Below are 13711 nucleotides of genomic sequence, written 5' to 3' on the forward strand. Positions count from 1 at the left end.
ATGGACGTGGACCACCGTGTCCTCGGCCAGGTCACGCTGGACGACGCGGCGCAGGCCGACGACCTGTTCTCGGTGCTGATGGGTGAGGACGTCGAAGCACGGCGCTCCTTCATCCAGCGCAACGCCAAGGACGTCCGCTTCCTCGACATCTGAGTCGGCTCCGCTGACCGCCGCCTGAAAGGACTTCTGACCAGCAATGGCCGACGAAACCACCCCTACCGCAGAGAACTCCGCGGAGGAGCAGCCCGTGATGCGCATCGAGCCCGTCGGGCTCGAGACGGAGATGCAGCGCTCCTACCTCGACTACGCGATGTCCGTCATCGTCTCGCGCGCCCTGCCGGACGTGCGCGACGGCCTCAAGCCGGTGCACCGCCGCGTGCTGTACGCGATGTACGACGGCGGCTACCGGCCCGAGAAGGGCTTCTACAAGTGCGCCCGTGTCGTCGGCGACGTCATGGGTACCTACCACCCGCACGGTGACAGCTCGATCTACGACGCCCTGGTCCGCCTGGCCCAGCCGTGGTCGATGCGCATGCCGCTGGTGGACAGCAACGGCAACTTCGGCTCCCCGGGCAACGACCCGGCGGCCGCGATGCGCTACACCGAGTGCAAGCTCATGCCGCAGGCCATGGAGATGCTCCGGGACATCGACGAGGAGACCGTCGACTTCCAGGACAACTACGACGGCCGCAACCAGGAGCCGACGGTCCTTCCGGCGCGCTTCCCGAACCTGCTGGTCAACGGCAGCGCCGGCATCGCCGTCGGCATGGCGACCAACATCCCGCCGCACAACCTCCGCGAGGTCGCGGCCGGCGCCCAGTGGGCGCTGGAACACCCGGAGGCCACGCACGAGGAGCTCCAGGACGCGCTCATCGAGCGGATCAAGGGCCCCGACTTCCCGTCGGGCGCCCTGGTCGTGGGCCGCAAGGGCATCGAGGAGGCGTACCGGACCGGTCGCGGCTCCATCACGATGCGCGCGGTGGTGGAGGTCGAGGAGATCCAGAACCGCCAGTGCCTGGTGGTCACGGAGCTCCCGTACCAGACCAACCCCGACAACCTCGCGCAGAAGATCGCGGACCTGGTGAAGGACGGCAAGGTCGGCGGCATCGCCGACGTCCGTGACGAGACCTCGTCGCGGACCGGCCAGCGCCTGGTGATCGTGCTGAAGCGCGACGCCGTCGCCAAGGTCGTGCTGAACAACCTCTACAAGCACACCGAGCTGCAGACCAACTTCGGCGCGAACATGCTGGCGCTGGTGGACGGCGTGCCGCGCACGCTGTCGATCGACGCGTTCATCCGCCACTGGGTGACGCACCAGATCGAGGTCATCGTCCGGCGCACGAAGTTCCGCCTGCGCAAGGCGGAGGAGCGCGCCCACATCCTGCGCGGTCTGCTCAAGGCGCTGGACGCGATCGACGAGGTCATCGCGCTGATCCGGCGCAGCAACACGGTCGAGATCGCGCGCGAGGGCCTGATGGGCCTCCTGGAGATCGACGAGATCCAGGCGAACGCGATCCTGGAGATGCAGCTCCGCCGCCTCGCGGCCCTGGAGCGGCAGAAGATCGTCGCCGAGCACGACGAGCTCCAGGCCAAGATCAACGAGTACAACGCGATCCTGGCCTCCGAGGAGCGTCAGCGCACCATCGTCAGCGAGGAACTGGCGGCCATCGTCGAGAAGTTCGGCGACGACCGGCGTTCCAAGCTGGTGCCCTTCGACGGTGACATGTCCATCGAGGACCTGATCGCCGAAGAGGACATCGTCGTCACGATCACGCACGGCGGCTACGTCAAGCGCACCAAGACCGAGGACTACCGCTCGCAGAAGCGCGGCGGCAAGGGCGTGCGCGGCACCAAGCTGAAGCAGGACGACCTGGTCGACCACTTCTTCGTCTCCACCACGCACCACTGGCTGCTGTTCTTCACGAACAAGGGCCGGGTCTACCGGTCCAAGGCGTACGAGCTCCCGGACGCCGGCCGCGACGCCCGCGGGCAGCACGTGGCGAACCTGCTGGCCTTCCAGCCGGACGAGAAGATCGCCCAGATCCTCGCGATCCGCGATTACGAGGCGGCGCCCTACCTGATCCTGGCCACCAAGGGCGGCCTGGTGAAGAAGACGGCGCTCAAGGACTACGACTCGCCCCGCTCGGGCGGCGTCATCGCGATCAACCTCCGGGAGACCGCGGACGGCAGCGACGACGAGCTGATCGGTGCGGAGCTGGTGTCCGCCGAGGACGACCTGCTGCTGATCAGCAAGAAGGCGCAGTCGATCCGCTTCACGGCCACCGACGACGCGCTGCGTCCGATGGGCCGCGCCACCTCGGGCGTGAAGGGCATGAGTTTCCGAGAAGGTGACGAACTGCTCTCCATGAACGTTGTCAGGCCGGGTACGTTCGTCTTCACCGCGACCGACGGCGGCTACGCCAAGCGGACGCCGGTCGACGAGTACCGCGTCCAGGGCCGTGGCGGTCTGGGTATCAAGGCCGCCAAGATCGTGGAGGACCGCGGATCGCTCGTCGGGGCGCTCGTGGTCGACGAGAGCGACGAGATTCTCGCCATCACGCTCGGCGGTGGTGTGATTCGTACGCGCGTCAACGAAGTCAGGGAGACCGGCCGTGACACCATGGGCGTCCAGCTGATCAACCTGGGCAAGCGCGATGCCGTGGTCGGCATCGCCCGGAACGCCGAGGCCGGTCAGGAAGCTGACGAGGTCGAGGCCGACGAGAACGACACCGAGGTGGCCGACGGACAGGCCGCCGAGGCCGCCGAGGGCACGCAGCCCTCGGCCGGGGAGCACGAGGAGTAAGTCGTGAGTGGAGCCACGGGCGCCGGACCGGCCAAGACTGGAGCGAACGGTGCCCGTGGCCCTGCCGCGGACTCCCAGGGGGGAACCGTGACGGACACCCGAGGTCCGAAGCCGTCGGCCGGCGCGGACGCCGGCCAGGACAAGCCCGCACAGCCGTACCACCCGCCGCAGGCCTACCCGGCGCCCTCGGGCCCCGCGACGGCGCAGGGCGGCACGGGAGCGGGCGCGCAGCGCAAGCCGCGCACGGGGGTCCGTACGGCCCCCCGCACGCGCAAGGCGCGGCTGCGGGTGGCCAAGGCCGACCCGTGGTCGGTGATGAAGGTCAGCTTCCTGCTGTCGATCGCGCTGGGCATCTGCACGATCGTGGCGGCGGCCGTGCTGTGGATGGTCATGGACGCGATGGGCGTCTTCTCGACCGTCGGCGGCACGATCAGCGAGGCGACCGGTTCGAACGAGGGCAACGGCTTCGACCTCCAGTCGTTCCTGTCGCTGCCGCGCGTTCTGATCTTCACATCGGTCATCGCGGTGATCGACGTGGTGCTGGCGACGGCACTGGCGACGCTGGGCGCGTTCATCTACAACCTGTCGGCGGGCTTCGTCGGCGGTGTGGAGCTCACCCTCGCCGAGGACGAGTAGGCCCTCCGCCCGGGCGCCCGCGACGGGTCGGATGACCTGCGCAGACGCCCCCGGACAACGGATTTTGGCCTGACCGGGTCTGTGCGCTAATCTTCAGGAGTCAGCGCGCAGCGCGGATGGGGCTATAGCTCAGTTGGTTAGAGCGCATCCCTGATAAGGATGAGGCCACAGGTTCAAATCCTGTTAGCCCCACAGTGTCGAAGACCCCCAGGCCAAGGCCTGGGGGTCTTTGTCGTTGGGTCAGTTGGTGGACCGGCAGGTCACCGATCGGTATCGGTCGGTGTGTATTGTTGGGCGCCAGAAGTCCCCTACGTCAACGAAAGACGAGGTCGCGCGGTGAAGAAGCTGCTCCTGGTCGCACTGGCCGCCATCGGCGGGCTCCTCGTGTACCGCCAGATCCAGGCGGACCGCGCCGAGCAGGACCTGTGGACGGAGGCAACTGACTCCGTGCCCTCTGGTTCCGGTGTGTGAGACCCAAGGCTGATCTCATGAAGCCCCGGCTGCCGCTGCGGCCGGGGCTTTGTGCTGCTCTGTGACGAAAACTTCCGTTATGTAAAGATTTGGCTTGCGCGAGCAAACTCGGGGTGGGCGTGATGGTTCGGGGACGGACGACAGCGTGGGCGGCGGCCCTGGGCCTGGTGGCGGGAGCGCCGGGGGCCGCGTACGCCGAGGGGGCCGCGCCCGGGCCCCTGCCGACCTACCGGGCCGCGGACGGCGCCAAGGTGATCGAGGGCAAGCCCTCCACGGCCGACGCCCCGCAGATCGAGGCCGGGAACGTCTACCAGGACACGCTCGGGCCCGGGGAACGCGTGTACCGGCTCGTCCTCGGCCAGGACGGGTCCGACGTCTACGTCTCCGCCGTCGTCCGCCCCGCGGCGGGCGCGAAGGTCTCCGGCGGCGACGGCATCGCCGTGGAGGTCATGACCACCGCCGGGCGCTCCTGCCCGCGCAGCGCCGGCCGGGCGAACTTCGGCTACGACCCCTACCCGATCGGCGCCGCCGGCGTCCGCCGGGGCGCCGAGGACGAGGACTGCGCGCCCGCGGGCGTCTACTACGCCAAGGTCACGCGGACCTCGGCCAAGGGCTACGACCAGAGCCCCTGGCCGCTGGAGATCAAGGTCCAGCGGGAGCCCGGACTCGGCGCGGCCGTCCCCACCACCGCGCCCAGCACCTGGCCCTCGGGCGCCCCCGTGCTGCCCGGCACCGAGGCGGTGCCCCGCAGCGGCGGCACCGGCTTCAACGACGCCCGCGCCCTGGGCGCCGGTGTGTGGCGCGACGAGATGCGGCCCGGGCAGACCCGCTTCTACCGGGTCCCGCTGGACTGGGGGCAGCAGCTGGGCCTCGGCGCCGAACTGGCCGCGGCGAAGATGACCAAGACCTACGGCTCCGCCTCGGGCGGGCTCACCGTGTCCCTCTACAGCCCGTACCGGGGCCTGATCTCCGACAAGGACACCTCGTACGACGGCAAGCAGGCCGGGATCACCCTGGAGAAGACCCCGCCCGTCGCGTACGAGAACCGCTTCGCAGCTGACCCGGGCGTGAAGCCGGTCTCCCTCGCGGGCTGGTACTACGTGGCGGTGACCATGGGCGCGAAGGTCGCCGATTTCACCGAGGACGCGGCGCCCGTGCCGCTGACCCTGCGCCTGGACGTCACCGGTACGCCGGCCAAGGCGCCCGCGTACCAGGGCAGTCCGGCCGCGGGAGGCTTCGGGGTGGGCGACGGGGACCGGGCCGCGGCCGAGGAGGGGCTCACCGCCCCGGAGGCCGCCGAGGCCGCCGAGCGGCACTCCACGATGCGGATCGTGGCCGGCGCCGGATTCGGTGCCGGGACCGTCCTGCTGCTGGTGCTGGGCGGCTGGACGCTGCTCGGGCGGCGGGGGCGCGGTCCTACAGCCGGGTGAGGGCCCAGACGCCCACCGCGAAGCAGAGCAGCGCCGCGGCGAGCAGCGAGGCCACCGCCTTCGCCGGGGGCGGGGCGATCCCGCCGCCCGACCGGACCGGCGTCCCGGCGGGGGCCGAGGGGACCGGGGCGGCCGGCGCGCTCGGCGGCGGCAGGTGGAAGCTGCCCGTCTCCGAAGGCCCGTACGCGGGCACCTGGGCCGGGACGGCGGTGACGGGGACGGTGGGAGAGGCGGGAGCGGCCGGGTACGGGGTCGTCGGCGCGGTGCGGGCCACCGGGGCCGTCCCCGCCGTACCGCGCGGGTCGGGCCGGATCGGCTCCGCGGGCACCGTCACGGAGGCGGAAGCCCCCGGTGCCACGGCCTCGGCGGCGGGCGCCTGCGGGGTCGCGGCCGCCGTGCTCAGCGGGCCCTGCGGGCCGAATCCGGGCGGCAGCGGACCGAGTTGGTCGAACACCTCCACCGGATCCTCGTCCGGGGCGGGCGGCGGCAGCAGTTCCACGGCCTCGGCAAGGGCCTTGCGCGCCCCTGTGGCCGTCCGGAAGCGGCTCTGGGGGTCCGGCTGCAGGAGACCGGCGATGACGTCCCAGAGCGGTGCGGGAACGCCTTCGGGGGCGCCCGGGGTGCCCTGCGCGAAGAAGTGCTCCACCAGTGCCCGGGAATCGGGCTTGCGGCCCTGGAGGAGGTACAGGGCGACCAGCCCCACGGCGAAGAGGTCGGCGGGGAAGTCGGGCTCGGCGCCCAGGAGTTGCTCGGGGGCGAAATAGCCCGGCGTGCCGACCACGAGGTCGGTCTCGGTCAGCCGGGGCTCGCCCTTGCGCATGGAGATGCCGAAGTCGGACAGGCGCAGGTGCGGCCGCCCGGTTCCGGTGGCCTCCATCAGGATGTTGGCCGGTTTGATGTCGCGGTGCACCACGCCTTCCGCGTGCACCGCCGCGAGCCCCGACAGGAGCTGGTCGAGCAGGCCGCACACGAAACGGGGCGGCAGGGGCCCGTAGTCCCCCATCACATGGCCGAGCGAGCCGCCGCCGACCAGGTCCATGGTGAAGAGGACCTTGTCGTCGTCGGCCGCCCAGCTGGCCGGAGCCAGTACGTGCGGATGGTCGATCCGCAGTGCCTGCTCCCGTACGAACCGCAGGAGCGTGTGTGCATCGCTCTGCAGGAGGACCTTCGCGGCCACGTAGCGACGGCGGCGGTGGTCCCAGGCCCGCCATACGGCACCTGCGCCACCGCGTCCGATCGGATCGATCAGCTCGTACCGACCGGCGAAGACCTCACCCATCGCTGCGCCCGTCCCCCGTCACCCGTCGTCCGCCCCCGTGCGTGTCAGTTCTGGTGGGCCTCGTAGTGGGCGACCGCGTCGGCGGTGCGGCCCGCGCCGTACACCCGGAGGAACTCTGCCAGTTCCGGGTGGCTGGGGGCGAGGGTGTTCGCCGCGTCGATGATGTCGCCGGCCGCGGAGACCGAGCGCAGCAGCGACTGGATCTCGCGGACGACCCGCTTGACCGTGGGTGCGCCGGAGCTGGTGGTGGTCTGGCCGCTGTTGCTGAGGACGGAGCCCCCCTGGGTCTTCTTGATCTCGTCCATCCGGTCGGTGGCCTCCCCCGCGCTGACGCTACCGTCGGCCACCTGGCCGGCGAGATTCTGGAGGGCCTGGACGCGCTGGACCACGGCCGGGTTCCCGATCTTGGCTCGCTGGCCGCTCATCAGCTGGGACAGCATGGGCGCCGACAGTCCGAGGACGGCAGCGAGGCGGGCCTGGTTCAAGCCGAGGTCATCTATGAGCCGGCGGAAGAGCGCTCCCAGCGGCTCCCCGTACCAACTGCGCTGAAGCTCTCTGGCTCTGGCCGTGGCCTCTTGTTGTACTGCGTCCACTCTTATCTACTCCCCTTCGCTGGTGCGAACCTCGCGAGCATCTTACGGAGAGTGGTCGCACGGCGGGAGTCCCTATCATTTTGCGAGATGAGGGGGTACACCCGGTAGTCTGTTCTGCGGAACGACCACACCTCCCGCAGGGGACCGGTGCGTCCACTTCCATGGGGCCTTAGCTCAGTTGGTAGAGCGCTGCCTTTGCAAGGCAGATGTCAGGAGTTCGAATCTCCTAGGCTCCACATCTCAAATGCCCTCCGACCTGCGTAAACGCAGTGCCGGAGGGCATTTTTTTCATGCCTGCCGACGGGGTTCGCCGAACCAGTGGTCCAGGGCGCCGGCCAGGGAGCCGCCGTCCGGGGCCCAGGCGATGTACCCGTCGGGGCGGACGAGGACCGCGTCCCAGGGCAGCGGCCGGGCCGACGTCGCGGACACCGTGCGCACCACGTGGGTCCAGCCCGCGCCCTGCTCGCCGTGGGCCCGGCCGGCCTCCCCGAGCAGGAGCAGGAGGGGACGGCCCGGCAGCAGCAGCCGGGTCAGGTCGGTCGGGCCGCCGTTGGTGGTGAGCGGCAGGTTCGGCAGGAAGCGGCCCTCCCAGCGGGAGCCGCGCCCGGTGCGCGCGGGGTACACCGTCTCCTGGGCGCTGATCATGTGGCCTACGTGGGTGCTGACCGCGTCGATCGCGAGGAGTTCGGTGACGAGGTCGCGCAGGGGGTCGAGCCCGGGGTCCGGCCGCATCAGGGCGAGCTGGGCCCGGGTGTTGTCGATGACGCGCTGACCGGCGGGCCGGCGTTCGGCGTCGTAGGTGTCGAGCAGGTCCTTGCCCGCGGTGCCCGCGAGGGTGTGCGCGAGCTTCCAGGACAGGTTGAGCGCGTCCTGCAGACCCAGATTGAGGCCCTGCCCGCCCACGGGGAAGTGGATGTGGGCGGCGTCGCCGGCGAGGAACACCCGGTCCTGGCGGTAATGGCGCACCAGCCGGGCGAAGTCGCTGAAACGGGAGAGGAATCGCGGGTCGGCCATCGGCACGCGGTGGCCGATGACGCGCTCGGCCTCCCGGCGCAGCTCGTCGAGGGTGAGCGGGGAGTGCCGGTCGGGGTGCGGGCCGCGGAAGTCCATCGTGATGAACCTGCTGTGTCCGTACGGGGAGACGCCCGCGACCGTCCAGCCGCGCGGGGTGCGGTGCCAGCCGTACGGCACGCTGTCCGGGTCGGTCAGCCGTACCAGGCCGAGGAGGGCGGACATGGTGGCCGGGTGGGTGTCCGCGGCGAAGCCGAGCCGCTCGCGCACCGTGCTGCGGGCGCCGTCCGCACCGACGGCGTACTCGGCGGTGAACTGCCGTAAGCCGTCCGGCCCCTGGGCGGTGACCTGGACGGCGTCGGGTCCCGGGACGATGTCGGTCACGCGGTGTCCGCGCAGTACGGTGACGCCCCGTTCGCGGGCCCGGTGCTCGAAGTCCCGTTCCAGGTCGGCCTGGGAGCGGCCGAGCACGGGTCCGGGCTCGGTGGCGGGGGCGGTGATGGCGAGTCCCGGCATGCCCGCGAAGTGGAACGCGTCGGCGCGGCCGCGCCCCAGCAGTTCCTCGGTCGCGACGGGCGCGGGCAGATGGCCGCGCCGGGCCAGGCCCTGCGCGGTGCGGGCGTGCAGGGTGCCGGCCTTGGGCCGGTCGACGGTCCGCGGTTCGGCTTCGAGCAGGACGGTGGAGACGCCGTGGTGCCCGAGCTCGGCGGCGACGAGCATCCCGACGGGCCCGCCCCCGACGACCAGGACCTGGGTGTGGGTGTGGGCGTGGGTCATGCGGTCCTCCTGGGGGAGCTGCCGCGCAGCAGGATGGCGATCACGGCGCACAGGACGGCGCAGACCGCCGCGAGTGCCCACAGGACGGTGTGGAAGGCGGAGTCGTAGGACCGGGCGAGGAAGTGGGCGAAGCCCTCGGTGTCCAGCGCACCGGACAGTTCGGTGGCCCGGGCGAGGTCACCGCCGGCCGCCCGGTCGGCGACCTGGTCCGCCTGCGCGGCGCCGGCGTATCCGCCGATGCCGTCCTCGACGCGGGAGCGGAGCACGGTCGCGAGGACCGATCCGTACACCGCCACGGCGATGGCCTCGCTGCCGAGCCGCAGGGTGTTGAGGAAGCCCGCCGCCATGCCCGCCTTGGCGGGGTCGGCCATCTCCGGCACCTGGCCGTCCACGAGCCCCGCCGACAGGCCCATGCCGGCGCCGGTGACGAGCATCGGCAGGGCGACGGCGAGGACCGTCACGTCGGGTGAGGTGGACCGGGGCAACAGCCGGGCGGCCACGCTGCGCCGCGCGGACCTGGACCTGCGCTTCCCCGGCCTGCTCGACCTGATCGCCGCCGACCGCTGAGGATGAGCCGGCCGGCCGGGACCGACCCGGGACCGGCCCGTCGGCCGGAGGTCAGACGACGGCCGGGCGGCAGCTGAGGCAGCCCCGGAACCCGGCGGCGGAGGCCTCGTCGGCCGAGGTGAAGGGCACCTCGTGGCGGGCGGTGATGCGGCGCGCGTGCGCGCACGTCGGGTAGCAGAAGATCCGCGTGGTGCCGCTGCCCAGGAACCGCGCGCCCGCCCGCACGAACCGCTCCACGCGCTCGGCGTCCACGCCCTCCCACTCCCGCAGCCGCTGTTCGAACCCGGCCGGCAGCCCGCAGTCCGCCGGGAGCCCGTCGTCCGTGCACAGCCGGTGCGCCGGCACGAGCACCGGGACGGGGTTGGCCCGGACCGCCGCCAGGACCGTCTCGGGTGCGAGACCCGGCATTCCGGCCTCGCGGGCCAGCCAGGCCGCCGGACGGAGCTGCCCGAACGGGATGGCCCGGGTCGCCTGCAGGACGGCGCGCTGTTCGTCGGCGAGCGGCCCGAATTCGTAGCGCAGGGTCCGGTCCCGGCCGCGCAGGGCCCGCGCCAGACCCGGCGGGGGCTTGACCCCGGAGAGCGCCGACCGCTGGGTCCGGGACCGGTAGGCGTCCTCGAAGGCCCGGTCGTCGGCGTACCAGTCCGTCGCGGCGGCGCCGGTCACCGCGCCCCGCCCGTGGGCGACGTAGAGGGGGCCGACCGGGGAATCGGCCCGCACGTAGCAGTCGTAGCGATGGGCCGGAACGCCGACGCGGTCCAGCACGCGTGCCGCGAACCCCGCGGGTGCCGCCTCGCGCAACGTGTCCAACTCGTCCGGCAGTCTCATCCCGTCGCCTCCTTCCTTTCCGTCCGGGCCGGTTCGTGTGCCGTCTTCGCCGTCGTTCCCCCGGCCGCCCCGTACGTCCTGCGGTCGGCGGCCAGGCCCGGCTCCGCGCGCAGGGCGGCGAGTCCCCGCGACACCTGGGCCTTCACCGTGCCGACCGGACAGTCCAGGATCGCGGCCACCTCCTGGTAGCTCAGCTCTCCGATGTGCCGCAGGACCACGGGCAGCCGGTGGTGGTCCGGCAGTCCGGACAGCGCGGCCACCAGCCGGGCCCGGCGCGCTCCGTCGAGCGCGCGCTGTTCCGGCCCGGGGGAGCCGTCCGGGATCTCGATGGCGGTCACCTCGATGCCGTCGGCGACGCCGGGCCGCCGGCTCAGGGTGCGGACGTGGTTGCGCCACACGTTGGCGGCGATGGTCAGCAGCCAGGCGCGCGGCTGGAGCTGCCCGCGGCGCTCGGGCGGGTACTCGCGCAGGGCGGAGTAGGCGCGCAGGAACGTTTCCTGGCCCAGGTCGTCGGCGTCCCGCGCCGAGCCGGAGAGACGCAGCAGGACGGAGCGCACGGTGCCGGCCTGGGTGCGTACGAGTTCGGTGAACCCGTCGTCCAGGTCGGTCGCGAGCAGTTCCGTCAGCGGGAGAGTCGTCTCGTCCATCCTCCTTGTGAACACCGGGCCGCGTGAGAACGTTGCGCCTCACGGAAAAGTTCTTCTACTTTGCCTGCCATTCGCATTCGGTGCGATATCCGGTTCCCTTTACGTCATCCGGATATCGGGCGCGCGGTGCGACCTTTCCGGGGCGTGACGGAGATCGTGTTCGGGTGAGATCGTGAGGGACTGGCTATTTCTCGCCACCTGGCCGGTATTAGAGGGATTCCGAAAACCGGAGGTGCAAGGGGTGCGATGCGACCGGTTCGGAACAAAGGGGGCGAGCCCCTTGACCAGTGGTCGCACCGCGAAGCTAGAGTTGCGAACGAGTTGTGGGCGCTCAGCCGGGTCGCTCACGGTCCGGGTTGGTCAAGATCCGGCGAGGTCTCGGGGGAGGCGTGGTGGCGACCGTTCTGCACACAGCAATGGAAAAACGATTCACAAGACGTTTCCTTCCTGCCTTCCTTTCGGCCGTTCCCGCATTCCAGGCATGATGGGGAACCGTGTCCGCGGCACGGCGACCCCGGACGAGGACTTAAACAGCGGCAGTTGGTCGTTCGGCGAACGGCTTCTCTCGTTCCGGGGACGGGAGGGACTGACCCAGCGCGAGCTGGCGGAACGCGCCGGGGTGAGCGTGCGGGTCCTGCGGGACATCGAGCACGGCCGGGTGCACCGGCCCCAGACGCGGACCGTGCGGCTCCTGGCCCGTGTGCTGGGCCTCGACGCGGACACCGCACGGCAGTTGGCGCCGCCCGCGCGTGAGCCCGTACGCCCGGGGAGCGAGCGGCTCCACATCGGCATCCTCGGTCCGCTGTCCGTCCGGTACCGAGGCGTCGAGACCCACGTCCACGCGGCCAAGGTGCGGCGCCTGCTGGCCCTGCTCGCCCTGCGGTACCCCGAGGCGGCCGGCCTGGGGGAGATCACCCACGCGCTGTGGCCGAAGGACCCGCCGCGTTCGTACCAGAACCTGGTGCACACCTACGTCAGCCAGGCGCGCCGGGTGCTGCTGCTCCCCGGCGGCCGGGAGGGGGCACTGGCCCCCTCGTTCCTGGCGCGCACGCACACCGGCTACGTGCTGGAACTGGAGCGCGACCAGGTCGACCTGACCCAGTTCCAGGACCTGTGGGCACGGGCGAGGCAGGCGCACGGGGCCGGGGACGCGGAAGCGGCCCACGAGCTGGCCGAACGCGCCTACGGCTGCTGGCGCGGCCCGCTGCTGGCCGGCGAACCGCTGCTGCCGCACCATCCCGCCGCCATGGCGGCCGCCCGGCAGCGGGTGGAGAGCCTGCTGCTCTACACGGACCTCTCCCTGCAGGTGCGGCGCCCCGAGCGGGTGCTGGGGGCCCTGCGCGGTGCCACGGAGGAGGAACCGCTGCACGAGGGACTCCAGGCGCGGCTGATGCTGGTGCTGGCGAGCTGCGGGGAGCAGCGGGAGGCCTTGAAGATCTACTCCGAGGTGGCCCGCGGACTCGACCGGGAGCTGGGCGTCCAGCCGGGTGACGAACTGCGCCGCGCCCACCTGCGGATCCTGCACCAGGAGCTGCCGTGGCCGCGGACGGGACCGGCGGCCGCGTGGGCCGCGTTCGACGTGCCGGCCGCACCCGTGCCCCGGCCGGCCGCGCCCGCGCCGAGGCCCCGGCCGTCCCAGACGCCGGCCGTGAGCCCGGGGTTCGTCGGCCGCGCCGCCGAGCTGAAACGGCTGGACCGGCTGCTCCTGCCCACCGGCGAGCGGGTCGGGCAGGTCCCGGCCGTGCTGGTCACCGGCTTCCCCGGGGTGGGCAAGACGGCGCTGGCCGTGCGCTGGGCGCACCGGGTGCGCGAACGGTTCCCGGACGGGCAGTTGTACGTCGACCTGCACGGGTACGCCGACCGGCGGGCGCTGCACCCGCAGGAGGTCCTCGCCTCGTTCCTGCGCGCCCTGGGCGTCCCCGACGGGGAGCTCCCCCGGTCCCTGGACGAGGCCGCGAACCTGTACCGCACCCTGCTGTCGGACCGGCGGATGCTGATCGTGCTGGACAACGCGCGCGAGGAGAGCCAGATCCGTCCGCTCGTTCCGGGCGCGGCCGGCTGCGCGGTCCTCGTCACCAGCCGCGACACCCTGCCGGGACTGGTGGCCCGGGACGGTGTGCCGCGGCTCGACCTCTACGTGCTCGGTGAGGACGAGGCGCTCACCCTGCTGTCCCGGCTGCTGCGCAGCGGGCGGGTGGACGCCGAACCACTGGCCGCGCGGGCGCTGAACCGGCAGTGCGGAGGTCTGCCGCTGGCGATCCGGCTGCTCGCGGCCCGTCTGGAGGAGCATCCACGGGTCGGGATCGCCCAGCTCTGCGTGGAGCTGCAGGAGGCCGGGGCGTTCCGGGAGCTGCCGGTCGAGACGGACGACCTGTTCACCGCGGTCCACGCGGCGTTCGAACTCTCCTACGTGTCCCTGCCGGAGCCCCTGCGCCGCTGGTTCCGGCTGTTCGCGCGGACCGAGGGACGGCTCGTCAGCGGCTACGCCATGGCGGACCTGGCGGGGACGACTCCGCTGGAGGCGACGCGCGCACTGCGCCGCCTGGTCGGGGTGAGCCTGCTCCGGGAGTGCGCGCCCAACCGGTTCTCGCTCCCCGCTCCGCTGCTGCGCTATGCGCGCAGACTGGCGCTGTCGGAGGACGCGCAGTGCCCGCTGCGGTCGGTGTGAC

The 13711-nt window shown here is 72.1% G+C and carries 12 protein-coding genes and 2 tRNA genes; 8 read left to right on the forward strand and 6 right to left on the reverse strand.

Features of this window, described 5'->3' with window-relative positions; all coding sequences use genetic code 11:
- From ACZ4YL_RS30675 to ACZ4YL_RS30700, 6 genes are all read left to right on the forward strand, one after another.
- Nucleotides 1-153, forward strand: a 153-nt coding sequence (locus ACZ4YL_RS30675; protein ID WP_468115648.1) for a hypothetical protein, incomplete at its 5' end; no start/stop codon positions are given.
- 43 nt (nt 154-196) lie between these two features.
- A complete protein-coding gene (gene gyrA, locus ACZ4YL_RS30680) occupies nt 197-2803 on the forward strand; it encodes a DNA gyrase subunit A (protein WP_468121076.1) in 2607 nt (868 codons plus the stop codon).
- Between the two features lie 3 nt (nt 2804-2806).
- Nucleotides 2807-3439 carry a DUF3566 domain-containing protein gene (locus ACZ4YL_RS30685; RefSeq protein WP_468121077.1) on the forward strand — a complete coding sequence of 211 codons (633 nt, stop codon included), beginning with the start codon at nt 2807-2809 and terminating at the stop codon, nt 3437-3439.
- A 118-nt stretch (nt 3440-3557) separates the two neighbouring features.
- Nucleotides 3558-3631 (forward strand) — tRNA-Ile (locus ACZ4YL_RS30690).
- A gap of 144 nt (nt 3632-3775) precedes the next feature.
- A complete protein-coding gene (locus ACZ4YL_RS30695; RefSeq protein ID WP_208809277.1) occupies nt 3776-3910 on the forward strand; it encodes a DLW-39 family protein in 135 nt (44 codons plus the stop codon).
- A 122-nt stretch (nt 3911-4032) separates the two neighbouring features.
- Nucleotides 4033-5340 carry a hypothetical protein gene (locus ACZ4YL_RS30700; protein ID WP_468121078.1) on the forward strand — a complete coding sequence of 436 codons (1308 nt, stop codon included), beginning with the start codon at nt 4033-4035 and terminating at the stop codon, nt 5338-5340.
- Here the strand turns inward: ACZ4YL_RS30700 and ACZ4YL_RS30705 are convergent.
- Both ACZ4YL_RS30705 and ACZ4YL_RS30710 read right to left on the reverse strand, forming a co-directional pair.
- The gene (locus ACZ4YL_RS30705; RefSeq protein ID WP_468121079.1) at nt 5327-6619 is read right to left on the reverse strand and encodes a serine/threonine-protein kinase; all 1293 of its coding nucleotides are present in this window, start codon (nt 6617-6619) and stop codon (nt 5327-5329) included. The genes ACZ4YL_RS30700 and ACZ4YL_RS30705 overlap by 14 nt on opposite strands.
- 44 nt (nt 6620-6663) lie before the next feature.
- Complete coding sequence (locus ACZ4YL_RS30710; RefSeq protein ID WP_468121080.1) at nt 6664-7212, reverse strand: helix-turn-helix domain-containing protein; 549 nt, start codon at nt 7210-7212, stop codon at nt 6664-6666.
- A 163-nt stretch (nt 7213-7375) separates the two neighbouring features.
- Here ACZ4YL_RS30710 and ACZ4YL_RS30715 point away from each other — a divergent pair.
- Nucleotides 7376-7448 (forward strand) — tRNA-Ala (locus ACZ4YL_RS30715).
- Nucleotides 7449-7500: 52 nt separating this feature from the next.
- On the opposite strand, the gene ACZ4YL_RS30720 is transcribed toward ACZ4YL_RS30715, so the two are convergent.
- The 4 genes from ACZ4YL_RS30720 to ACZ4YL_RS30735 form a co-directional block, all read right to left on the reverse strand.
- The gene (locus ACZ4YL_RS30720) at nt 7501-9000 is read right to left on the reverse strand and encodes an FAD-dependent monooxygenase (protein WP_468121081.1); all 1500 of its coding nucleotides are present in this window, start codon (nt 8998-9000) and stop codon (nt 7501-7503) included.
- The gene (locus tag ACZ4YL_RS30725; protein WP_468121082.1) at nt 8997-9461 is read right to left on the reverse strand and encodes a hypothetical protein; all 465 of its coding nucleotides are present in this window, start codon (nt 9459-9461) and stop codon (nt 8997-8999) included. The genes ACZ4YL_RS30720 and ACZ4YL_RS30725 overlap by 4 nt, the downstream gene beginning before the upstream one ends.
- 157 nt (nt 9462-9618) lie before the next feature.
- The gene (locus ACZ4YL_RS30730) at nt 9619-10395 is read right to left on the reverse strand and encodes an MGMT family protein (RefSeq protein ID WP_468121083.1); all 777 of its coding nucleotides are present in this window, start codon (nt 10393-10395) and stop codon (nt 9619-9621) included.
- Complete coding sequence (locus tag ACZ4YL_RS30735; RefSeq protein WP_468121084.1) at nt 10392-11042, reverse strand: RNA polymerase sigma factor; 651 nt, start codon at nt 11040-11042, stop codon at nt 10392-10394. Before ACZ4YL_RS30735 ends, ACZ4YL_RS30730 begins: the two co-directional genes overlap by 4 nt.
- A 481-nt stretch (nt 11043-11523) precedes the next feature.
- Between ACZ4YL_RS30735 and ACZ4YL_RS30740 the strand changes: the two genes are divergently transcribed.
- Nucleotides 11524-13710: a BTAD domain-containing putative transcriptional regulator gene (locus ACZ4YL_RS30740; RefSeq protein ID WP_468121085.1), complete on the forward strand. Its 2187-nt coding sequence runs from the start codon at nt 11524-11526 to the stop codon at nt 13708-13710.
- The last annotated feature ends 1 nt before the right edge of the window (nt 13711 follow it).

Source organism: Streptomyces sp. NPDC030021 (assembly GCF_055574035.1).